Genomic DNA, 22133 nt, shown 5'->3' with positions numbered 1-22133 from the left:
ACTCTTAATCTATATTTTACATAACTTTACAGAAAATTAAAATTTAATCTTCTTTCCTCTCTGGAATAAAATATCCGAACCAAAGTAGCCAAATAAAACCGATTAACTTCATCCAACTTCCATCTGCTTGAAAAGCCTCTATCATGCCTGGAATTTTATAAACTCCAATGAATCCAAGAAAACCGAGCCACCAGTTTTTTTGCATTTTCATTTTTACTCCTCCTTCATGACGCTTTTCACATTTCGAATCCAAATTTCTTTATATTTTAACTGAAATCCCATGAGCATATAATTGCTCATATTATCGATCACAAGCGCTAGCGTATGAGCGTTTTCTTCCGTTGCATGTTGTGACACAACGCCCAGTCTCGCGCCTTGCTTCAATAAATCGTGGAAACCATGTAAGAAATCCTCTTGTATTTCAAATAATCGTTTCTGATACTTTTCATTTCGCGATGCAGTTACGATAAATTCATTGATAACGCGTAGTATTCCTTCTTGCCCTTCATACTCAGAGAGCATATGTAAACCATCTGCGATTAGCTTTTCTGCAAAATTTTCTTTCGTATACTGCTCTTTATCGAAGTAATTTGCAAAATGATAATCAGAAAAAATCTCTTCAAATAAAAAATCGACTAACGCTTCTTTAGAAGAAAAATGATAATAAATAGCCGGTTTTGAAATACCTACCTCTTTCGCAATCATGGAAAGGCTCATCTTCTCAATGCCGTGCTCTGCCATGAGTTTAAATGATGCCTCGACAATGTTTTGCGATGTTTGTAAATTCTTTGTCATACTGTACCTCACTTATTTTTACTTACCGGTCGGTAAATAAATTATAAAATGAAACTGAATAATTTGCAAGTTAATAAGAGTTTACACAGGAAGTTCTTGATAAAGTGAAACTTTAATCAGCCTTCATAAACAGCGGGATAAAGGCGGCGATGAGGCTGGTCACGATAATAAAAGCGGATTTCCATCCATTATTGTGCTCTTTATCATATTGATTGTAGTCGGAGTTGGCTATAGCGAAATTAACTTCTAAAAAAAGCATCCTAAATCACACATTTAGGATGCTTTTTTTTACTTTCTATTTAGCAATCGCATACGATAACAATTCATTGTCACTTCTCCAAGTCTTTGCAGCAATTGATAGTTCGCATATGCGCCTACCGGGGCACCGATTACTGGTACGAGCTGAAGCATTTTCGCTAAATCGATATAGTCTCGGTATTCTGTTTGGAACTTTTCCCAGTCCATATGATTTTCTTTTTCTGTATCCCACGTTTCAATTGCTTTCCATATTTCTTTTCTGTGATTGTCACTTGAAAAGGCGAGTTGGAAAACGTGAAGAATAAAAAGACGCTCTTCTTGTTTACTTGTATCAAATCCATACAACGTTGCTGCATCGAATAAAAATTTAATTTTAATCGTAAGTAAAAGCGGAAAGTCAGCAAGACCGAGTAAAATACCACCAGCCCCCGTCCCTGCTCCTTCTGCCGCAGCTATTTTTTTGTACTCATCCATTTTTTTACGCACTTCGTCATCACGTCTTTGCAGTGACCATGTCGTCTCTTTTAGCTTCGGCTTTATAAAGTTTGATCCGGCGCTGATCGTTTGCACCATCATCCGAATCGTTTCTGTTAAGACTTTTTGCACTTTCGCCGGAATAAGCTGTTGTACTTTCGTCTGCACTTTCTTTGAGAACCGTGTCATCATAGAAGAATCTTTCATGAATGTAGCTTTCCACTGCTCCAGTTCTTTTATAACCTTTTCTTCATATGTAATCATAGGTTCATTCCCTTCAATTTAAACGTTCAATGCGCTTCGCACCGTATTGGTAAACGAAACCGATACTAAATAATATGCTTACGACAAGTAAAATTCCTGTCATCATGAAATCTTTCGTTGCTAGTGCAAATATAACTGTAAAGATTACGCTCCCGATGATTAGAATCACATTTAATAAAGTAAGAAAATCTTTCTTCTTTTCATCTACCTTTACTGGATACAAATCAAGCCAAATTTTCATGCGGTGATGTTTCCATAAAGTTAATAGCTGATAGCCAATTAAGTATAGGAAAATAAAACTTACGATAAATCGCCCGTATAAAAATGGAATGAAGTAAAGAATAACTCCTCCAAGAGCGAGCAGACGCACATATAATCCAAAATAGTTACCTGATCTTAAAAACGTTCTCGTATATAAGTATAAATATGTGCGCTTTTCGCCGATTATCGACAGAATGAAATCCAGCCATTTTCGGCGAGATACTCTTTCTTTTAATGCTGGTACATCAACGAACATATTTGCAATTCGGTACAGCAGCATCATTTTCTTACCTTCTTCAGAAATTAAATACTCCCAGTTTAGCGGCTTTCCTTTTACCATTTGATGCATGATAGCAAGATATAACACCATGAGCAGAACGATTCCGCCAATAACAAGAACTGAAGTACGTTCTACAAGGAAATATACAAATAAACCGTTTAAGATAAAACGAATAAACCAATCAACTCTTTGTATATTTTGATCTGTTAAAAATGATTTTTCCCACGCGACGAATAAATTCCACGCTTTTACAATGACAAATGCGAGGACAATCCATATGTAGCCAGCACCGGTTTGCTTCATTTGTTGGAAGTATAACGGAGCAAGCGCAGCTGCTACGATTGCGATTATGTATAACTGAATCATAAATGTAAAAAGAAATGCCTTGGTGAAGTAAGGTTTTAACTTTTCTTCAACTGGCAGTAAGTAAACGAGATCCGCTTCTTTTAATAACGTTTGAATGGATCCAGCTGTTAACACGAGTCCAATTAATACTGCCATTACGAGCGCAGTTGGAAAGGAAGATGTTAACGTTTGTAACCATTGCTGGTAATAATACGCTCCCGCACCGATGATGAACACGAAAATAAATTTCAAATGATCATTAAATACGTATTTACTATATGTACGAACTTCTTTTAGAAAGTGACGAAATCGTTCTTTCCATAACGCTGTGCTATTCATAATCTTCTTCCTTTGTTAGCGCGATGTAAATATCATCTAACGTTGCACCTGGCATATTAAACTGTGATTGCAGTTCAGCTAATGTTCCCTTCGCTCTTACTTCACCTTGATGCAGAATAATGAACGAATCACAATAACGCTCTGCCGTCGCTAAAATATGTGTGCTCATTAAAATACCGGCTCCACTCTTTTTCATTTGATCCATCATTTGAAGAAGAGATTGAATTGCTAACGGATCTAATCCAACGAAAGGTTCGTCTACTATGTAAAGAGATGGCTCAACTAAAAACGCGCTCATAATCATTACTTTTTGTTTCATCCCTTTTGAGAAATGAGATGGAAACCATTTTAAACGATTTTTCATTCGAAATTCATGTAATAGTTGTCCTACACGTTCTTCATATTGTTTTTCATCGACGCCGTACGCCATCGCTGTTAATTTCAAATGCTCTTCTAACGTTAATTCATCATATAATACCGGCGTTTCTGGAATGAATGAAAAGCTAGAACGGTACGCTGTCATATCATCACGAATTGTTTTCCCATTAATTGTGACAGTTCCTTTTTTCGGTTCCATTAAACCGATAATATGTTTAATCGTCGTACTTTTACCAGCTCCATTTAAACCGATTAAGCCGACAAGTTCGCCTTTATTAACAGAGAACGAAACGTCTTTTAATACAGGTCGTTTCGTATATCCTCCTGTAACATTTTCTACACGCAATAACTCGCTCATACGACACCACTTTCTTCATTAGTATTCATTCTATATTCATCTTACCAAAAATTATGCTGTACTACATAGTATCCATGTACTCAAAAAAAAAATTTAAATTTATTAGCATATATTTTCCCGAAAGCGGACATCATAATTATTGAAGAAGGAACACATTGAAAAAGCAACCACCAATTGATGAGTACAACAACATAGTGAAGTCATCATGAAATGGGGTGTCCATGTTGGACAATGAAATTTACACATAACCAGATTATTTGTTTCATTTTCGAAACGGGGTGTCTCCGAAAGAGCATATACTGTTTTAAAAAATAAACAATTTCCTTTTATGAAAGATTGCAATTCATTTCACTTGAAAATGGGGTGTCTACGGCAGAAACTTTAGCCGATTTACCGTGCATTTCTTAAATAAATGAGGTGTCTGCGAAACGTAAATTACGATAATGCTTTTTCAATCCCTCTTCAGAAAACAGGAAGCTGAGTCAGCTTCCTGTTTTTCGTGTTTGTTCTCTTATGTAATTATGGTAAAATACGGCTAAGGATATTTGAAAGGATGAGATCAATGAATCATACAGCAGACAATTGTATTTTTTGTAAAATCATTGACGGGCAAATCCCTTGCTCAAAAGTATACGAAGATGAACATGTGCTTGCATTTTTAGATATTAGTCAAGTAACAAAAGGACATACTCTTGTTATTCCGAAAGTTCACAAACAAGACATTTTTGCGTTAACGCCAGAAATCGCATCACACATTTTTTCTGTCGTTCCAAAAATCGCAAATGCGATTAAAGCAGAGTTTAATCCAGTTGGCTTTAACCTACTTAACAATAACGGTGAAAAAGCTGGACAAACTGTGTTCCACTTCCACCTTCATTTAATTCCACGCTACGGTGAAAAAGATGGTTTCGGTGCTGTTTGGAAATCACACCAAAATGAATACACTATGGAAAATTTACAAAACATCGCAAGTACAATTGCAAATAGTGTGAAATAATGACACTATAAGAAGGCGTAATACATAACAAGCCACTTCCCTGAAGTCATCAAATTCCGCATGGCTTGTTTCTTCACTTAAAATGCTCAGGGATGATTGTTTGTGCATAGCACATATAAGAAAGATATGCATATTGTTTTACATCATGAATACGAACAAAAAATAAGGAGGTCTCCTTTTATGTCAAAAGCTAAATCCTTTATTACAGGTGTTATTTGCGGGGGAGCAGTTGCTGGACTAGCCGTTCTTTTCTCAACTCCTTCTTCTGGTAAAGACATGCGCGGCAAGTTAAAAGAAAAAGGAAATGATATTAAAAAGACTTTAGCTGATATTACAGCTGATACGAAATTATTAAAGCGTCAAATTGTTGAAACTGCTTCAGAAGGTAAAGAAGTGTTTCAAGAACTAAAAGATGACATGCAAGACACGCTTTCTAACTGGAAACAAGATATTTCTCAAAACAAGCGCCATATTGAGAAAGAAATTTTGGACATCCAAAAGTCAATTGAGAAACTACAAGAAGCTGTTCCAGAAAAAGCGTAAACAAATTCCTGCTTAGTTTTTTGCATATAACAAATATTTTTTATATAAATTGACCTTGACACGGCATATCGTATAGATATGCCGTGTTTTTATGCATTTACAATATATGTTATCAATTAACATGTAAGGACAACGCATGTATTCACGACTCATAAAACGCTTCCATAGTTATGCATGATTTGTATAGAATGTCATTTTGTTAAAAAATTTTCACAATTCTCACAAAAAGACTTTATTAATTTTTATTTTACTGGCATAATAGATAGTAATGAAAAAAGAATGTTAAAGTGGGTGAGTACATGAAAAGTGGAGAAAAAGATTACTCGGTAAAAGAAGCGATGATTTTCAGCCAACGCATTGCTCAATTATCGAAAGCGTTATGGAAATGTGTAGAGAAAGATTGGCAGCAGTGGATTAAACCTTACGATTTAAATATTAATGAACATCATATTTTAACAATCGCTTATCATTTAAAAGGGGCTTCTATTTCTGAGATTGCTAAGTTTGGAGTTATGCACGTATCAACGGCGTTTAACTTCTCTAAAAAGCTTGAAGAACGCGGCTATCTTGTATTCTCAAAAAAGGAAGATGATAAACGAAATACGTACATTGAAATTACAGACAAAGGGGAAGAATTACTACTTCGCTTAATGGAGGAGTATGATCCTGAAAATAATTCAGTGTTTAATGGGGCTCTTGCACTTCGTAATTTTTATGGGAAGTTCCCAGAAAATATCGAACTGATTGCAATCCTGCGTAATATTTACGGACAAGACTTCATCGATATTTTTGAGAAATCATTAGAAGATATTGAAGAGAACTTTACAGAATCCGATCAAAAGTTAGTTAAGAAATAATCTATTTATTTTTTCGCAATCATGCTTAAGAATTCATTCATAAGCGGCTTAAATAAACCTTGTTTTGCTAGCGCTTCCGCAGTTTCGTTTACTTCGAGCTGATGTGGAAGCGCTTTTTCAAATTGATCTAACAGCGCATCGAACAAAAGAAGCCCTTCTGCTTTCTCCACTACATATTGCTCGTTCAGTTTTTCACAAAGATTTAGTATACGTTCAATATCTTTTTTACGAGCTTTTTTCTTTATGATCAAAGAATAAAATGGACACTTCTCTTCATCAATCATTTTAAATAGTAAGTCTACGTAGTATTCAGCTTGTTCTAATCTTCTAACAACGTCCATTTTCTCCCTCACTTTCTAACACAAAGTCTTCTATTTCTGAATTTTGTAACACGAACAAAATATCGTGTGATACAATATATGTATATGTATTTTAGCCAAAAGGAGGTCTCGCCTCATGACACTTATAACAGTTGTTTTTGTCGCATTCGCACTTCTTGTTATATTTTACACGAATTTCATGACACATACACTGTGTGAACGAAAACAAATAGCTGCGAGCCGCCAGCCCGGTGTCTTTCGGGTTATTAATGTATGTATAACAATTTTATTAATTTCTAGTTATATAGAAATTATATTTCATGGAAAGTGAGGAAGGAAAGCCCCTTCCTCACTTTTTTCCTCTATAAGCAAATTATACCTACAATAACCAATAAAATAAACAGTACAAGTAATAAAATAAGTTGAGAATTCATCCCCATCCCCTCCTCTATTCTGTATATGCGGCATACGCCCAATATGGCACACTTTCAAAATCTGACACGTACTGGTTAATTTTTCTTTATCAATATGAAAACGCGTCGAAATATGATATATTAAATTTTGTACATATTGCTTATACTATAGAACAAAACATTCATCAAAACTTTATCCTCAGCCACGGTAAGCCCTGTTAAGCGCGCTTTACCAATACAAAAAAGCAAAAGTATCAGTGAGACTTAATCGGGCTCTTATGAATTTAAAATTCATCGGTGTAGGATAAATTAAAAATACATAATAGTAGGAGTGTTTATCGAATGAAGAAAGCTATGCTTGCCTTAGCCGCAACAAGTGTAATCGCATTATCAGCATGTGGAACATCATCATCAGACAAAATCGTTACATCTAAAGCTGGTGACATTACAAAAGAAGAATTCTACGATCAAATGAAGACACAAGCTGGTAAACAAGTACTAAACAACATGGTTATGGAAAAAGTTCTTATTAAAAACTACAAAGTTGAAGACAAAGATGTAGACAAAAAGTTCGATGAAATGAAAAAACAATACGGTGATCAATTCGATACACTAATGAAACAACAAGGTATTAAAGAAGAAACTATCAAAAATAGTGTGCGTGCTCAATTAGCTCAAGAAAAAGCGGTTGAACAATCGATTACTGATAAAGATGTAAAAGCAAAATTCGAGGATTATAAAAAAGAAATTAAAGCAAGTCATATCCTTGTAAAAGATGAAGAAACTGCTAAAAAAGTGAAAGATGAACTTGCTCAAGGTAAATCTTTCGAAGAATTAGCAAAGCAATACTCTGAAGATACAGGTTCAAAAGAAAAAGGTGGCGACTTAGGATTCTTCGGACCAGGGAAAATGGTAAAAGAATTTGAAGAAGCAGCTCAAAAGTTGAAAAAAGATGAAGTAAGCGAACCTGTAAAAACACAATTCGGTTACCATATTATTAAAGTAACTGATAATCACGCAGATGCAACTTTCGATAAATCAAAAGCTGATATTAAAAAATCACTAGCTCAAGAAAAAACGCAAGATGCTCAATTTATGAATGACTTAATGATGAAAGAAATCAAAAAAGCTGACGTAAAAGTTGACGATAAAGATTTAAAAGATCTTTTCAAAGAGCAAAAAGCTGACGATAAAAAAGAAGAAAAGAAATAATGAAGTAAAAAGCTTGGGCTTCGGCCCGAGCTTTTTTTATATCCTCTTCTCCCGATAGTTATATCCAGATTCGGTAAATGAAATTATATCGGCGATTTTTCAAATATATCGACTTACCGACAAAAAACGACAACAAGTGTGATTCCCTCTTAAAAACACAAAAAAACCTTGATCCACGCTACACGGAACCAAGGTTTATCTTATTATCATTGATTAAATTCAAAAACTATGTTAAATTAGTACAGAAACACGTTTTAAAAAATATAAAGAACGTATTTATCCGTATCTTAATTGTACAACAAAATTTTTCTTCAGTCAACCTCTATTTTTCACTTTTAAAGGAGTGCTTACGTATGAACAAAAAACTTGATCTAGAGCAAAAACGATTGGATACCGTAATCGAAACTATTACGCAGCAAATTGATAAGCTGGAAAACGAAACTGGCAGACGCCGGGCAGAAGTAATCAACATCCGTAAACACTTCTGGGATGACGTTAAAGTGAATACAGATACTTTTGATGATTACCTTGAAACAGTTATCAACTTAAGACAACAAGCTCAATCACTAGCTGTTACACAAATCACCCATAAACACACCTTTAATCGACTTGCCGCGCTGCGACGTATGCAAAAAGCACCTTACTTCGGACGCATCGATTTCACTGAAGAAGGCGAACCTTCCACAGAACAAATCTATATCGGTGTTTCTACCCTTACTGATGCAAGCGGAGAAAACTTTCTTATTTATGACTGGCGCGCCCCAATTTCAAGTGTTTATTACGACTACCCACCAGGACCAGCTGAGTACAACACACCAGGCGGCGTAATTCGCGGTAATGTGGAGAAAAAATTACAATACATTATTCAAAATGGCGAGATTGATTCCATGTTCGATACGAGCCTTACAATTGGCGATGAAATCTTGCAACAAGCACTCGGAAAAGGTACGAACAAACATATGCAAAGTATCGTCGCTACGATTCAGCGTGAGCAAAATGAAATTATCCGTCACGATGAAGGCCGACTCCTTATCGTTCAAGGAGCTGCTGGTAGTGGTAAAACATCTGCTGCCCTTCAGCGAATCGCCTACTTACTATATAAATATCGCGAATGGCTAAAAGCGGATCAAATTATTCTCTTCTCCCCTAACTCTATGTTCAATAGCTACGTATCTAACGTACTACCTGAACTCGGTGAAGAAAATATGCAGCAAGTAACATTCCAAGAATATTTAAACCATAGACTAAGTAAGTCATTTGATGTTGAAGACCCTTATGAGCAATTGGAATATATGTTAACTGAAACGAATAGCCCTACCTATAAAACGAGAAATGCGAGCATCCGATTTAAAGCATCCACTCAATTTTTCGAGATGATTAGAGCGTACAGACAATCTCTTGAATCTTCAGGCATGCTATTTAGAGGAATGAAATTTAGAGGAAAACTGATCGTCTCTGCAAAAGAGATTACAGAGCAATTTTATAATACTGACTCCTCCCTCCGCTTCCATAGTCGAATTGAAAAGTTAACGGATTGGCTAAATAAACAAATAGATGCACTCGAAAAAGCAGAACTGAAAAAGCCTTGGGTAGAAGAAGAAATTGAATTACTTAGTAAAGATGAATACCAAAAGGCTTATAAATATTTACAGAAAAAAGGCGAGTTTGACGACAACTCCTTTCAAGACTTTGAGAAAGAAACAAGAGTACTTGGGCGTATGATTGTCCGTAAAAAAATGAAGCCACTTCGTAAAGGCGTTCAAACATTGCGTTTCATCAATTTCACAAGCATATATAAACAGCTCTTCACAGATGCATCATGGGTTACTGGGGAAAAACCGAAAGAGTGGGATGACATTTGCTCATTAACAGTGAACATGCTTGATGAAGGAAAGCTATATTACGAGGATGCGACTCCATTTTTACTTTTAAAAGAATTAATTGAAGGCTTCCAAACGAACAGATCGATTAAACACGTACTCGTAGATGAAGCGCAAGATTATTCTCCGTTTCAGTTCGAGTTTTTAAAACGTCTCTTCCCTGCTGCAAGAATGACGGTACTCGGAGACTTTAACCAAGCGATATTTGCCCATGCGAGTGAGGCAGTGAATTTCAATACACTTACTAGCTTATACGGACCAGATGAAACGAACGGTATTAACTTAACTCGTAGCTACCGCTCAACAAAACCGATTATTGAATTTACACGTGCTCTCGTACCGGAAGGGAAGAACATTCACGCCTTTGAACGCGATGGCGAGAAACCTACAGTAACGAAAATAGCTGATTACAGCGAACTGCACGAGCATATTACTACAAAAGTTACCGAACTACAAAAACAAAATCACAATACAATCGCGATTATATGTAAATCCGCAACTGAAAGCGCCGCTGCATACGAAGCACTCCGTCATATCGAGAATATTAAACTCGTGAAGAGTAACTCAGCCGAGTATGAGCAAGGCATTGTTGTGATACCTGCTTACTTAGCAAAAGGTATCGAATTTGACGCTGTTATTATTTACGATGCTTCTGAAGATGCGTACAGCGATGAGAGCGTTCGTAGATTGTTCTACACTGCTTGTACGCGAGCAATGCATGAGTTGCAACTTTATAGCGTTGGCGAGGTTAGTCCTTTTGTGCTTGAGGCTGATTCGGAGAGTTTTGAGCTAATAACTAAAACACCTTGATGATTATCAAGGTGTTTTTCTCATTCTAAAAGGAATATCTTTACGTCGATATACACTTAACACAATTCCCATTATAAATGCATGAAACAGAGTTGGTATCAATCCGTAGCTAATAAATGGTAATGATATAGAAACACGTGGTAATATCCCGAGGGTCATGCCAACATTACAAATAAAATGGATTACAAAAAGAGTCACTCCGCCAACGAGAAGCAATTTACCATAACCATCATTTATTTTATAAGCTATGTTCATTATTCTTACTGCAAAAAGAGAAAGAATCACGACAAGAACTAGCGCAAGTACATATCCATAATAGTAAGTCAAACTTGCAAATACAAAATCAGTATGGGCAGCACGGATAGACTTTATATTTTCATATGTACCAAACCAACCTGCTGAAGACATCGCCTCTTTTAAACGTAAATACCATAGATCATGCTCTGGATTTAACATTCCTAAAATTCTGGCCATACGGTATTCTTTTACAGCAGACCAGGAAAGTAGATCCCTAATAATCAATGGTACAATAGGTAAAATCGTAATGAGCCATGCCGTTTTCTTTCCTAACTTACTCCACCAAAGCATAACAAATACCATCGTGATATAGATGAACAGTGGTAAAAGAGTTGATGTAGTTAGAAATAAATATAAAGAAAATAAATACAACATGAGAAGATGTATAAACTTTAATCTACTGTTATTGAAAAAAGAAGCCCAGCCTAGAAAAAAGAATGGTATTGTCATTAAACAATCAATTATGACGGAACCAATTTTTAGTAATGGTTCTCCATTCAAAGAAGCAGTCGGAAAACATTTTATCATTAACAAGATAAGTACACCAATTGTATAAAACAGCCACCCAAGCCTCTCTAACTTCCGATAATCAAATAGCATCATCCCAATCGCTGTTGTAACACCGAGAATTACAAATATCACCTTATTCATTAATAAGTCAGCATGTCCAAGCGCTATAACTGGCAAAAAACCTAGCCCCATCGCAGCCACTAATAAACCAATTAAGAACCAATCAACCTTTGGCTTATGTAGTTTATTAAGTTCCTGGCCAAGCTTAATTGGACTTCCCATTTGTTCAACAGCCTTATCTTCAGCAACTTCCTCACTTAAGCCTTTCTCTATCCACATATTCTTCGTCTGTTTCAAGTGAAAGTCTAGTTCTGTTGCCACCAAGTCCTTTGCTTCTTTTGATTTAATATGGTTCGTAACTTCTTTTAAAAAACGCTCCCCTTTTTTGCTCAATTTTTTCTCACTCCTGTACTAATCCTTTTAATATAAATCGTGCCTTCGTAGCATTCTTCTCTGCCTTTCGCAGCATTTTATTTCCTTTATCATTTAATTGATAATATTTAGCTCCCGCGTGATCCCAGCTAGATTGGATAAAGCGATTTTGTTCTAGACGATGTAATAAAGTGTATAGAGACCCTTCACCACCTTCGAATTTTTGAATCCCTCTCCCTCTTAGCAACTGCATCAATTCATAACCCGTTTTTTCATTCATAAGAAGTTGTAACACTGCTAAAAGGATATCTTCTTCCTTTTCGGACGATTGCTTAATTTTTTCTCGCACCTGCTTCTGGTGCTGATCAGAAAAACTCAAATGTTTAAACGTTGTGTTCTCCATTGATTTTCGCAAGCCTTTTAATCCATCTTCCATTTGATTATTCCTCCAATCCTTTCTTCAAAAGCTCCTTCGCTTTTTTCAGTCTCGTTTTTATCGTGTTTTCCTTTACTTCTATTACTGTAGCAATCTCTTTAATTGATAATTCTTCATAATAAAATAGATAAATGACTTCTCGATATTTTATCGGTAAACTCATTACCGCAGAAGCCAACCTACTATCCTCCGCATTTTGAATGACAGTTTGTTCGACACTATCATTTTGAATCCCAATATACGCAAATTCATCCTCTGTAACGATTACCTTTTTGTTATACCAACTTTTTATATAGTCCTTACATTGATTAATCGCAATTCTCCATAACCACGTTTTCACATTCGATTTCCCTTTATATGTATGAAGAGATTTATAACATTTTACAAATATATCTTGCGTTACATCCTCCGCAATCTCTTTATTATTCACATATGAATACACAAGCTGCAGGACTTCTTGCCCATACTTGTTCATTATTTCGTCGATAAGTTCCTCCTTATCTTCTATTTCAAACGCTTCTATCGTTAATTCATCCACATCATTTCCTCCTTCCCATATATTAGACGACGCACTGTATGGAAAAGTTTTATAAATACATAAAAAAATACGGATGGTAATGTCCATACCGTTTTTTTATGAATATTTATTTACTTCTTGTCCCCTGACACTAATGCTCTGCTTAAAACTAGGAATTTTCATCCATATATCTTGTTCCCTATTTTAAAACATAATACAATGAATACGTAACTTAATAAGCTATAACTAGTAGGTGTGGTAATCATCTCTTCCATTTTGAAAAAAGGGGGAGGTGATAATATGATCGCGATGTTTGTAATTAAATTAGTGTATGGTATCCTAACCGGAGCTGGCGTTGTCATCGGTAGAAGATACTTCGGTCCATGGCTAATTTCTGTATACAAAAAAGCGAGAACCACCCTGCTTCGTGGAAAAGGTAAGGGCGGTTCTCGGCTAAAACGTTAATGTAATTGTCTTATAACCGCACCTACTACCACCACAATAGCAAGTTAGGTTACAAAGGCAGAAGTTTCTCAGGCTTCTGTCTTTTTTATTTTATGCAAAATTCACACTAAATACTCTATCATCATTGTAACACATTTTATTTATTTTTAGTCAAGAGAAAAAACCACCTAAAGGCTCCCCTTCAGGTGGTTCTCTATTTTATGCTAACGCAGCTGCCTGTTCTTGTTGATCTACAGGAATTACAGCGTCTGTTAATGCTTTTTCTAGTTCAGCTGTATATTTCATTTGTTCTTCTTTGCTCCAGCCTAGTTTCGCAGCCATGTAGTTGATTACTGCTTCTTTCCACTCATATACCCAGTGGATGTTGAAGAATACAGCGCCTCTGCGGCGTACGAAGAAGTCAACTGGTTTTGCTGTCATTTCGTAATCCATTGCGTATACAAGTGGGATTAGAACGTCAAGCGGCATGTTGTATTCTTTCGCTTCGTCTTTATGTTTTTTCGCTAAGCCAAATAGTACATCAACGTTAGAACCATAGAATTTTGCGAATTCTTCTGCTTGTGCTTTCGTTAAACCAGATTTCGTACCTTCTTCTGCTTTTTTCGCAACGAATGCCGGGAATCCGTGTGAACCATCTACATGTCCACCAGAGATCGGCATATGTTTCGTATCACTCTTCGGATATGCACTATGACCTTCTTTTTGTAGTAAGTTCGTTACGTAATCTACTACCATTTCAGCCATTTTGCGGTATCCTGTTAATTTACCACCTGCGATTGTAATTAAACCAGATTCAGAAGTCCAAATTTCATCTTTACGAGAAATTTCAGATGCATTCTTACCTTCTTCATAAATTAACGGACGTACACCAGCCCAGCTTGATTCAATGTCTTTCTCTGTAATTTTCACGCTTGGGAACATGTAGTTAATTGCATTAATGATGTATGTGCGATCTTCTGTTGTCATTTGTGGTACAGCTGCGTCTTTATCATAGAACGTATCTGTTGTACCTACGTATGTTTTTCCTCCGCGAGGAATCGCGAACACCATACGTTTATCTGGTGTATCGAAGTAAATTGCTTGCCCGAGTGGGAAACGTTTTTGATCAATTACTAAGTGAACACCTTTTGATAACTGAAGTACTTTTCCTTTTTTCGAGTTATCTTTTTCACGAAGTGTATCTACCCAAGGACCAGCTGCGTTTACAATTTTCTTACCGTAAACTTCATATACTTCACCGTCTAGTAAATCGATTACACGTACACCGCATACTTTTCCATCTTTATATAAGAAACTGTCTACTTTTGCGTAGTTAACAGCTTTCGCACCATGCTCAATTGCTTCTTTCATTACTTCAATTGTAAGACGCGCATCGTCTGTACGATATTCTACGTAGTAACCGCCGCCTTTTAATCCTTCTTTTTTTACAAGAGGCTCTTTGTTTAGCGTTTCTTCACGGTTAAACATCTTTCTGCGCTCGCTTCGTTTTACACCTGCTAAGAAGTCGTATACACGAAGACCAATTGATGTACTAAATGATCCGAACGTACCGCCTGTATGGAACGGAAGTAACATCCACTCTGGTGTTGTTACATGGGGACCGTTCTCATATACGATCGCACGCTCTTTACCCACCTCTGCTACCATTTTCACTTCAAGTTGTTTTAAATAACGTAGACCACCGTGTACAAGCTTCGTTGAACGACTTGATGTACCTGCTGCAAAGTCCTGCATTTCAAACACAATTGTTGATAACCCGCGTGTTGCTCCATCTAATGCAATACCAGAACCAGTAATACCTCCACCAATTACGATCACATCTAACTCTTGTTTATTTACTCCGTTTAATACGTCTTTACGTTGTTTACTTGAAAATTTCATGGTAATTCCTCCCTTTGATAACGAAAAAAGAGACCACAAACTCCGCTATAGATTTCGCCTCTATAGCGCGTTGTGGTCTCTCCAAATCTCCTACCGAATTATTAACTTGTCACCATTATAACACTGTTTATGATTATTTGAAAGCTTTTGTTGCTTCAATTGCTTTTTTCCATCCAGCATATAGCTCTTCGCTTGTTTCCGCTTCCATCGTTGGTTCAAAGCGTTTGTCCATATGCCACTGTGATTTAATTTCATCTTGGTTTTTCCAATATCCAACCGCAAGACCAGCTAAGTATGCTGCACCTAGAGCCGTTGTTTCGTTAATCACTGGACGCTCTACAGGAACATCTAAAATATCACTTTGGAACTTCATTAAGAAGTTATTTTTAACTGCTCCGCCATCAACGCGTAATGTTTTCAGTTCAATACCTGAATCTGCTTCCATTGCGCATAATACATCTTTCGTTTGGTAAGCTAAAGATTCTAGCGTTGCACGAATGAAGTGCTCTTTCGTCGTACCGCGTGTTACACCAAACATAGCGCCGCGTACTTCACTATCCCAATAAGGTGTTCCTAGTCCAACGAATGCTGGTACAACGTATACACCATCAGTTGATTCAACGCGACTCGCATACACTTCACTCTCACTTGCATCTTTAAACATGCGCATTCCGTCACGTAACCACTGAATTGCAGAACCTGCTACGAAAATACTTCCTTCTAATGCGTAGTTTACTTTACCATCTATTCCCCATGCAATTGTTGTTAATAGACCGTGCTCAGAAGCTACTGCTTTTTCACCTGTGTTCATTAACATGAAGCAACCAGTTCCGTAAGTATTTTTCGCCATACCTTCACCGAAACAAGCTTGTCCAAATAATGCTGCTTGTTGGTCACCAGCTACACCTGCAATCGGTACATTTTGGCCGAAGAAGTGGTAATCAATTGTTTCTCCGTAAATTTCAGATGATGGACGTACTTCTGGAAGCATGCTCTTTGGTACTGTTAACATTTCTAGAAGCTCATCATCCCACTGTAAGTCGTGAATATTAAACATTAACGTACGTGATGCGTTTGAATAATCTGTTACGTGTGCTTTACCACCAGATAGTTTCCATACAAGCCACGAATCAATTGTTCCGAATAATAGATCACCGTTTTCTGCTTTCTCTCTTGCACCTTCAACGTTATCTAAAATCCATTTTACTTTCGTACCAGAGAAGTATGCATCAATTAAAAGACCTGTTTTTTCGCGAACCATTTCGCTATAACCTTTTTCTTTTAACTCATCACAAATTTCAGCTGTTTGGCGAGATTGCCATACAATTGCGTTGTAAATTGGTTTACTAGTTGTTTTATCCCAGACAACCGTTGTTTCACGTTGGTTCGTAATACCGATACCTGCGATTTGTTCTGGTTTTACATCTGCTTCGCTTAAGCAAGTTGCGATAACTGCTAAAATAGATCCCCAAATTTCTTGTGCATTATGCTCTACCCAGCCCGGCTTTGGAAAATGTTGTGTAAACTCTTTTTGAGCTGAATGAACAATTTCACCTTTTTTATTGAAAAGAATTGCGCGTGAGCTTGTTGTTCCTTGGTCTAATGAAAGAATATATTTTTTCATATCGGTTTCCCCCTTATGCTACTTTTCTACTATTTGTATTGCTTCCGCTTTTTTTACTTGTCATATAAGAGATTGCTAGTACAATCACAGTTGCGATAATCACATAAATAAGTGCTGAATTTTGCTTTCCTTCAAATACAACTTGATGGAATAAACCTGCAAGTGATCCACCTAAAATTGGACCTACTACTGGAATCCATGCATACTTCCAGTTTGAACCGCCTTTTCCTGCAATCGGAAGGAAGAAGTGTGCGATACGCGGACCTAAATCACGTGCTGGGTTAATTGCGTATCCTGTTGTCCCACCTAATGATAAACCAATACTTACAATTAAGAAACCTACGATAAATGGATTTAATCCATCTGCAAATTTATTTGCACCAATTGCTAATATACCAAATACTAAAACGAATGTTCCAATCATTTCACTTAAAAGGTTTGCAAATGTGTTCGGAATTGCTGGACCTGTTGCAAATACACCTAACTTTGTTCCTGGATCTTCTGTTTCTTTCCAGTGTGGTAAGTAATGTAAATATACGATAACTGCCCCGATAATTGCCCCAATCATTTGTGCTACGATATAACCTGGTACGTCACTCCATGGGAACGCTCCCTTAAATGCTAGTCCTATCGTTAAAGCTGGATTCAAATGTGCCCCACTAATTGATCCAACCGCATACGCTGCAACCGCTACTGCTAAGCCCCAGCCCATTGTAATAACAATCCAACCTGAATCTTTCGCAAACGATTTCTTTAAACTTACACCAGCACAAACGCCGCCACCAAGTACGATTAACAACGCAGTCCCTATTAACTCTCCTAAAAATGCTGACATAGTATCCCTCCACAATCAATTTAAACGCTTCCAAATGTGATAGAGGTAAAATGAATGGCCATTCGTTTTTGTCAAAAGAAAAAGACCCACAGCTTTGCACGCTTCTATATAAATTTATATAGAAACAATGAAATGTGGATCTCTTCTTTTCTCCGTCACGTTTATTAACTTGTCTATAATGTTAACCTCTTATGAAAGCGGTGTCAACAGAATTTTTTCACATTTTCGTCACTTTTTTTGGTAATGTTTCCATAGTTCGCGTTTTGACGTCGTAATCGCTGTCGCACCAGCGTTTAAAGCTCTTTCCACATCTTCTACAGTACGAATAAAACCACCTGCTAAAATCGGTACACCAGTACGCTCTTTCACTTCAGCGATAATATCCGTCATTGCTCCTGGAAGCACCTCAATATAATCCGGTTTCGTCTTATCTAAAAGATTGCAGCTCTTCTCCATCGCACTCGAATCGATTAAAAAGATGCGTTGTATTGCCACAACACCTTTTTGCTTCGCCTTCATAATAACGCTCGCCTTTGTCGAAAGTAACCCGTACGGTCGAAACTCCTGACATAAATATTCCGTCGCATGCCCATCACTCTGCAAGCCATGAATTAAATCCACATGTAAAAACACCTTTTTACAATATTGCTTCGCAAGTGATATAACACTCTTCAATTGGCCGACATGAATATCTAAAATAACGATATATTCATACGAACTATGTAATAGCTTTTCCAAATCTTTAATTTGCCTCACTGCCGGCAAAATCTTCTGTTCATGAAATTCCATTCTCTATATCCCCTTCTTTATGTCATCCTATCCTTTATAGTACACAATTTAAGTGAAAAGAACAGCTAGTGTAGGGGATTTCTTTCAAATCTTTCCTCTATTTATATATTTTCTTCAACTTATCAGAACCTATACCACCTATAATCATGAATACAAGGGGCAAAAGATTCATTACATATGGCGCATCTGCTACAATTGCAATACTTGCTCCAGCAAATTTATTTAGCATCCATACAACGATTTTTGCAATAAGTAAAAATACCCCTATCATAAATAAACTATCAAAAAACACCTTCCATTTTGGATATGCCAATTTCTTACTATCTTCAATTACTTTCTGCGTCAATTCTTCATCACTCCTTAGCAGTTCATCAATCGTAATATCGAACAAATCACTTAAATGAATAATAATTTCAATGCTCGGATAGTTCTTTCCCGTCTCCCATTTCGAAACAGATTGCCTACTTACATGAATTTTTTCAGCCAAATCATTTTGCGACCAATTTCTTTTTTCCCTTTCTTCTTTTAAACGCTCACTAAAAATCATACTGTGTTTATCACCTCTCTATGCCCATTATGTTCAAATAAATGATGAAGAGTAAAGCTAGTTATCGTTGCATCGCCTGTGCAACTTATGCGTTACAGCTTATAATAGTGCTATTTTATATGTATCTTCCCTATACTATGCTCCAATAATAATTTCCCGAACAATAATACAAAGAGCGGATACTAATAAAGTGAAACTTTAATCAGCCCTCACCAATCGGGCTTTTACAGACAGCCCGGCAAATAGCGGGATAAAGACTAGATTAGGCATAAAAAATACGCCATCCCTTCTTATCAGTCTCCAGAAAGAATAACGCAAATTTTCATTTTTACTCATCATTTTTCGGACTATATGAAAACCCCGGATATTTCACAACAGGCCACTTCTCCTTACGCAGGGAATCCATTACTTGCGGGCCAACATGTATATTACCCTCCACTATTTCTTTAGGAGTCAGTGCCATCCATTGATTTAACGATACATCTTCAAAACGATTGCTTCTGAACATCTCTAAAAACCATAATGTTTCGGTACCTGTATTTTGAATATAATGCCCCGTCGCAAACGGTACATATCCGACATCACCAGCTCTATAATCAAATGTACGAGCGGTACCATTTCCAAGAAACACAGTCATTCTCGCTTCTCCTGTCAAATAATATTGCCATTCATCATTATTCGGGTGCCAATGAAGTTCTCTCATTCCACCAGGCTCAACCTCAACGAGCGCTGCTGCGATCGTTTTTGAAATAGGGAAATTTGTAGAATCTACAATTCGAACGCTACCACCAGGAGTCTTAATTGGCTTTTGTTTTAACAGTTCATGTTTAAATGTTAAAGGAACTTCCCCTTTCGGTGATTGAACTTCCTGACTTTCAAGCGAACCTGGCACCTCTCCTTGATAAATATAAACTTGACCTGAAGGGATAGAATGAAAAGCACTCTCAGGTACTCCAAAATTAGCCGACAACACTTCTTTTGGCGTATGCGCAAACCAATCAGAAATAGCTAAAGTAGATAAATCAGAAAAATGTCCATCATCGAAAACAAGTAGAAATTCACAATGTTCCAATCCTTGAATGGAATGCGGAATACCAGGCGGAAAATACCAAAGATCACCTGGTCCAACATCAGCAATAAAATTACGCCCATTTTGATCAACAGCCGTTATGCGCGCCCGTCCTAAAAGCATATACGCCCATTCTGCCTCTTTATGCCAATGTAGTTCTCGTACTCCACCGGCCGTTAAACTCATATTCACTCCCGCAATCGTCGTCGAAACCGGTAGTTCCCGAGCAGTAATCTCCCGAGACCACCCGCCTTGTTTCAAAATCATAGAAGTGTCCGAGAATGAAAACTTCAAGTTAGGAACTAACCCTGCATCCGTTATAGGCGGAACAAGCATATTCGGATTTTGAATATCCCGCATAACATTACGAGGTCCAGAATCAATCGCACCTGCTCCGTCGCTGCGGATTGGTTGTGGCACATTCCCTCCCGCTTCATTAACAGTACGTTTCTTCATGATTACACCCCTTTTTCATCCGGTTATTAGGTGAAAATCCTCCACCATAGTGTATGAATTGGGCTTTAGATGGTTACAGTTACTATGGAGTTACATCAACTGCCTATCATTATCGTTTTGTTCATTTCTCAACTTATACTAGTATGGACAGCGTCTGGAAAGATAATGAAGAAATTAAATTAAAACTAATAAAAAACCCTGTAAAATTTAGTGCAAACAAGTTAATATACTTAATTAGGAAATTTCCCTCGAATAATTTATTAGAATCTAACATCCGTATACTTCTTACATATTTATAATATTTCCACATGTACTGTTTTACAAATAATCACATATTCGATCAAAGGGATTTATATAGTCTTTAAAAGGAAATTTACTAAACGAAAAGAAAATTTTAACAACAATGAAAAGAAGCTAACAATAAATTGTTAACTTCTCGGCTTAAGGAAAAAATAGTATCTTTCCTTATCTTCTAATATCTAGGTTGTGATTGAATATTTGTAAGATGAACATCATACATATCAATGATTTCAAGAAATCTATCAGCTTCACGGAAAACATGGTCTGCTAATAATGGATGAATGATACTCTTTATTTTACATTGCTCAATTAAATCACGTGCTGTTTTCTTAAAATCCCGAAGAGATGTAACCGACACACGATTTTGATCTAAAAATTGATCTAAAAGTGGGACTGTTTGGGATTGTGGTTTCATAGATTCTAAGTCAATTGCTTGATACATCAATTCATCAAAATCATTGCTAAAATTCCGTGCTGTATCTACAAGCTTTCTTTCCGATGGATCAAGAAGATGGCCAATAAATTTAGCATGGTCTGCCATAATCCGTAAAAAGAAAACATTTTCTTTAATAATAGCATCAGGAAGGGCATCTAATTTCCCTTCATTTAATTGTATTAAACGTTTTCTAAAATAGTCAGCTTCCCTACTTGTATGGTCAACTAACAGTGGAAAGTTATTTTGTCCTGGCAATTTACATGTGAGAATTAATCCTAAAATTTTTCTTTTAAATCCCCAAATATTAGTTGCGGCTTGTTGTACTTCTGCATTAAATCTTTTTATTTGCTCAGGATCTGTTTCATTTGTATAGGAATGCGCTATTTGTTCGATATGTTCAAACAATCGATAAAATTGATTAGCCTCTTCAATTAGTTGAGTATCCTCGCATCTAAACCCTAAGCGAAGAAAAAAAGAATGCTCCTTCATGATTCTAGACCAAAAACGAATTTCATTTAATGAACGCTCAACAAACATTACAGATGTAACACCTGTATCAGGATGTAATGATGTTTCATCCCTATGCATTGTTAATCCCCCCCAGTAAAATCCCCCGCTAGTTCCATTCTTATGAGTAAAAAAATATATAAATACCATCAATAAAAGTTCTGATGAATCTCGTATACATGTAATATTAAATTTATATAACCTGATCCCCAAGAAGAAAAAGGCTACCACCTAGTTGTAAAGTTCTA

The 22133-nt window shown here is 36.6% G+C and carries 24 protein-coding genes; 8 read left to right on the top strand and 16 right to left on the bottom strand.

The features are described from left to right. Positions 1-43: 43 nt before the first annotated feature. Together MR160_RS16010 and MR160_RS16005 are read right to left on the bottom strand one after the other, a co-directional pair. Positions 44-211 (bottom strand): hypothetical protein, encoded by a 168-nt coding sequence (locus MR160_RS16010; RefSeq protein WP_000783816.1) that lies wholly within the window; start codon positions 209-211, stop codon positions 44-46. Between the two features lie 2 nt (positions 212-213). Continuing rightward, positions 214-795, bottom strand: a complete 582-nt coding sequence (locus tag MR160_RS16005; RefSeq protein ID WP_000164836.1) for a TetR/AcrR family transcriptional regulator — start codon at positions 793-795, stop codon at positions 214-216. A 115-nt stretch (positions 796-910) separates the two neighbouring features. On the opposite strand from MR160_RS16005, the gene MR160_RS16000 reads away from it, so the two are divergent. Beyond that, positions 911-1045 (top strand): YjcZ family sporulation protein, encoded by a 135-nt coding sequence (locus tag MR160_RS16000; RefSeq protein ID WP_102981857.1) that lies wholly within the window; start codon positions 911-913, stop codon positions 1043-1045. A gap of 38 nt (positions 1046-1083) precedes the next feature. Here MR160_RS16000 and ecsC read toward each other — a convergent pair whose 3' ends face one another. From ecsC to ecsA, 3 genes are read right to left on the bottom strand one after another with little or no spacing between them, the layout of a single operon-like run. After that, positions 1084-1791, bottom strand: coding sequence for an ecs operon protein EcsC (gene ecsC / locus MR160_RS15995; protein ID WP_000634144.1), 708 nt, complete (start codon positions 1789-1791; stop codon positions 1084-1086). A gap of 13 nt (positions 1792-1804) precedes the next feature. Continuing rightward, on the bottom strand, positions 1805-3016 hold the full coding sequence (gene ecsB / locus MR160_RS15990) for an ABC transporter permease EcsB (protein ID WP_001089123.1): 1212 nt from the start codon (positions 3014-3016) through the stop codon (positions 1805-1807). Then, complete coding sequence (ecsA, locus tag MR160_RS15985) at positions 3009-3752, bottom strand: ABC transporter ATP-binding protein EcsA (RefSeq protein WP_001292597.1); 744 nt, start codon at positions 3750-3752, stop codon at positions 3009-3011. Before ecsA ends, ecsB begins: the two co-directional genes overlap by 8 nt. A 562-nt stretch (positions 3753-4314) precedes the next feature. Between ecsA and MR160_RS15980 the strand changes: the two genes are divergently transcribed. From MR160_RS15980 to MR160_RS15970, 3 genes are all read left to right on the top strand, one after another. Next, the gene (locus tag MR160_RS15980; protein ID WP_001016835.1) at positions 4315-4749 is read left to right on the top strand and encodes an HIT family protein; all 435 of its coding nucleotides are present in this window, start codon (positions 4315-4317) and stop codon (positions 4747-4749) included. Between the two features lie 180 nt (positions 4750-4929). Next, on the top strand, positions 4930-5292 hold the full coding sequence (locus MR160_RS15975) for a YtxH domain-containing protein (RefSeq protein WP_000030302.1): 363 nt from the start codon (positions 4930-4932) through the stop codon (positions 5290-5292). Positions 5293-5591: 299 nt separating this feature from the next. After that, complete coding sequence (locus tag MR160_RS15970) at positions 5592-6149, top strand: HTH-type transcriptional regulator Hpr (RefSeq protein WP_000834924.1); 558 nt, start codon at positions 5592-5594, stop codon at positions 6147-6149. A 5-nt stretch (positions 6150-6154) separates the two neighbouring features. On the opposite strand, the gene MR160_RS15965 is transcribed toward MR160_RS15970, so the two are convergent. Then, complete coding sequence (locus MR160_RS15965) at positions 6155-6490, bottom strand: DUF1878 family protein (RefSeq protein WP_000383656.1); 336 nt, start codon at positions 6488-6490, stop codon at positions 6155-6157. A gap of 115 nt (positions 6491-6605) precedes the next feature. Here MR160_RS15965 and MR160_RS15960 point away from each other — a divergent pair, with 115 nt between their 5' ends. From MR160_RS15960 to helD, 3 genes are all read left to right on the top strand, one after another. Beyond that, on the top strand, positions 6606-6800 hold the full coding sequence (locus tag MR160_RS15960) for a hypothetical protein (protein WP_000172690.1): 195 nt from the start codon (positions 6606-6608) through the stop codon (positions 6798-6800). Positions 6801-7224: 424 nt separating this feature from the next. Next, the gene (gene prsA, locus MR160_RS15955) at positions 7225-8094 is read left to right on the top strand and encodes a peptidylprolyl isomerase PrsA (RefSeq protein ID WP_000710062.1); all 870 of its coding nucleotides are present in this window, start codon (positions 7225-7227) and stop codon (positions 8092-8094) included. A 353-nt stretch (positions 8095-8447) separates the two neighbouring features. Next, positions 8448-10784, top strand: a complete 2337-nt coding sequence (helD, locus tag MR160_RS15950; protein ID WP_001035461.1) for an RNA polymerase recycling motor HelD — start codon at positions 8448-8450, stop codon at positions 10782-10784. A 6-nt stretch (positions 10785-10790) separates the two neighbouring features. Here helD and MR160_RS15945 read toward each other — a convergent pair whose 3' ends face one another. From MR160_RS15945 to MR160_RS15935, 3 genes are read right to left on the bottom strand one after another with little or no spacing between them, the layout of a single operon-like run. Next, entirely contained in the window at positions 10791-12044 is a 1254-nt protein-coding gene (locus tag MR160_RS15945) for an FtsW/RodA/SpoVE family cell cycle protein (RefSeq protein WP_000037420.1), read from the bottom strand. 7 nt (positions 12045-12051) lie between these two features. Beyond that, positions 12052-12459 carry a PadR family transcriptional regulator gene (locus MR160_RS15940; protein ID WP_000389386.1) on the bottom strand — a complete coding sequence of 136 codons (408 nt, stop codon included), beginning with the start codon at positions 12457-12459 and terminating at the stop codon, positions 12052-12054. 4 nt (positions 12460-12463) lie between these two features. Further along, a complete protein-coding gene (locus tag MR160_RS15935) occupies positions 12464-12997 on the bottom strand; it encodes a sigma-70 family RNA polymerase sigma factor (protein WP_000344008.1) in 534 nt (177 codons plus the stop codon). 279 nt (positions 12998-13276) lie between these two features. On the opposite strand from MR160_RS15935, the gene MR160_RS15930 reads away from it, so the two are divergent. Continuing rightward, entirely contained in the window at positions 13277-13441 is a 165-nt protein-coding gene (locus MR160_RS15930) for a hypothetical protein (RefSeq protein WP_000561150.1), read from the top strand. 198 nt (positions 13442-13639) lie between these two features. Here the strand turns inward: MR160_RS15930 and glpD are convergent, their stop codons facing one another. The 7 genes from glpD to MR160_RS15895 form a co-directional block, all read right to left on the bottom strand. After that, positions 13640-15322, bottom strand: coding sequence for an aerobic glycerol-3-phosphate dehydrogenase (gene glpD, locus MR160_RS15925; protein WP_242297701.1), 1683 nt, complete (start codon positions 15320-15322; stop codon positions 13640-13642). Between the two features lie 133 nt (positions 15323-15455). Beyond that, positions 15456-16946 carry a glycerol kinase GlpK gene (gene glpK, locus MR160_RS15920; RefSeq protein ID WP_000760013.1) on the bottom strand — a complete coding sequence of 497 codons (1491 nt, stop codon included), beginning with the start codon at positions 16944-16946 and terminating at the stop codon, positions 15456-15458. Positions 16947-16959: 13 nt separating this feature from the next. After that, positions 16960-17781: a glycerol uptake facilitator protein GlpF gene (gene glpF, locus MR160_RS15915; RefSeq protein WP_001272200.1), complete on the bottom strand. Its 822-nt coding sequence runs from the start codon at positions 17779-17781 to the stop codon at positions 16960-16962. 228 nt (positions 17782-18009) lie between these two features. Further along, a complete protein-coding gene (glpP, locus tag MR160_RS15910) occupies positions 18010-18570 on the bottom strand; it encodes a glycerol uptake operon antiterminator GlpP (protein WP_000394286.1) in 561 nt (186 codons plus the stop codon). A 97-nt stretch (positions 18571-18667) separates the two neighbouring features. Then, positions 18668-19117 (bottom strand): helix-turn-helix domain-containing protein, encoded by a 450-nt coding sequence (locus MR160_RS15905; protein ID WP_000577641.1) that lies wholly within the window; start codon positions 19115-19117, stop codon positions 18668-18670. A 328-nt stretch (positions 19118-19445) separates the two neighbouring features. Further along, on the bottom strand, positions 19446-20642 hold the full coding sequence (locus tag MR160_RS15900) for an oxalate decarboxylase family bicupin (protein ID WP_242297699.1): 1197 nt from the start codon (positions 20640-20642) through the stop codon (positions 19446-19448). 472 nt (positions 20643-21114) lie between these two features. Continuing rightward, positions 21115-21966: a DUF2935 domain-containing protein gene (locus tag MR160_RS15895; protein WP_000554483.1), complete on the bottom strand. Its 852-nt coding sequence runs from the start codon at positions 21964-21966 to the stop codon at positions 21115-21117. Positions 21967-22133 lie beyond the last annotated feature (167 nt).

The organism is Bacillus cereus group sp. BfR-BA-01382 (genome assembly GCF_022663475.1).
Taxonomy (GTDB): Bacteria; Bacillota; Bacilli; order Bacillales; family Bacillaceae_G; genus Bacillus_A; species Bacillus_A thuringiensis_S.
This window is presented reverse-complemented; position numbering and strand designations above follow the sequence as displayed.

Bases quoted from the DNA above. Each gene is read 5' to 3' on its own strand.
- MR160_RS16010 (WP_000783816.1), bottom strand. From the start codon at position 211: ATGAAAATGCAAAAAAACTGGTGGCTCGGTTTTCTTGGATTCATTGGA.
- MR160_RS16005 (WP_000164836.1), bottom strand. From the start codon at position 795: ATGACAAAGAATTTACAAACATCGCAAAACATTGTCGAGGCATCATTT.
- ecsC (WP_000634144.1), bottom strand. From the start codon at position 1,791: ATGATTACATATGAAGAAAAGGTTATAAAAGAACTGGAGCAGTGGAAA.
- ecsB (WP_001089123.1), bottom strand. From the start codon at position 3,016: ATGAATAGCACAGCGTTATGGAAAGAACGATTTCGTCACTTTCTAAAA.
- ecsA (WP_001292597.1), bottom strand. From the start codon at position 3,752: ATGAGCGAGTTATTGCGTGTAGAAAATGTTACAGGAGGATATACGAAA.
- MR160_RS15980 (WP_001016835.1), top strand. From the start codon at position 4,315: ATGAATCATACAGCAGACAATTGTATTTTTTGTAAAATCATTGACGGG.
- MR160_RS15975 (WP_000030302.1), top strand. From the start codon at position 4,930: ATGTCAAAAGCTAAATCCTTTATTACAGGTGTTATTTGCGGGGGAGCA.
- MR160_RS15970 (WP_000834924.1), top strand. From the start codon at position 5,592: ATGAAAAGTGGAGAAAAAGATTACTCGGTAAAAGAAGCGATGATTTTC.
- MR160_RS15965 (WP_000383656.1), bottom strand. From the start codon at position 6,490: ATGGACGTTGTTAGAAGATTAGAACAAGCTGAATACTACGTAGACTTA.
- MR160_RS15960 (WP_000172690.1), top strand. From the start codon at position 6,606: ATGACACTTATAACAGTTGTTTTTGTCGCATTCGCACTTCTTGTTATA.
- prsA (WP_000710062.1), top strand. From the start codon at position 7,225: ATGAAGAAAGCTATGCTTGCCTTAGCCGCAACAAGTGTAATCGCATTA.
- helD (WP_001035461.1), top strand. From the start codon at position 8,448: ATGAACAAAAAACTTGATCTAGAGCAAAAACGATTGGATACCGTAATC.
- MR160_RS15940 (WP_000389386.1), bottom strand. From the start codon at position 12,459: ATGGAAGATGGATTAAAAGGCTTGCGAAAATCAATGGAGAACACAACG.
- MR160_RS15930 (WP_000561150.1), top strand. From the start codon at position 13,277: ATGATCGCGATGTTTGTAATTAAATTAGTGTATGGTATCCTAACCGGA.
- glpD (WP_242297701.1), bottom strand. From the start codon at position 15,322: ATGAAATTTTCAAGTAAACAACGTAAAGACGTATTAAACGGAGTAAAT.
- glpK (WP_000760013.1), bottom strand. From the start codon at position 16,946: ATGAAAAAATATATTCTTTCATTAGACCAAGGAACAACAAGCTCACGC.
- glpF (WP_001272200.1), bottom strand. From the start codon at position 17,781: ATGTCAGCATTTTTAGGAGAGTTAATAGGGACTGCGTTGTTAATCGTA.
- glpP (WP_000394286.1), bottom strand. From the start codon at position 18,570: ATGGAATTTCATGAACAGAAGATTTTGCCGGCAGTGAGGCAAATTAAA.
- MR160_RS15905 (WP_000577641.1), bottom strand. From the start codon at position 19,117: ATGATTTTTAGTGAGCGTTTAAAAGAAGAAAGGGAAAAAAGAAATTGG.
- MR160_RS15900 (WP_242297699.1), bottom strand. From the start codon at position 20,642: ATGAAGAAACGTACTGTTAATGAAGCGGGAGGGAATGTGCCACAACCA.
- MR160_RS15895 (WP_000554483.1), bottom strand. From the start codon at position 21,966: ATGCATAGGGATGAAACATCATTACATCCTGATACAGGTGTTACATCT.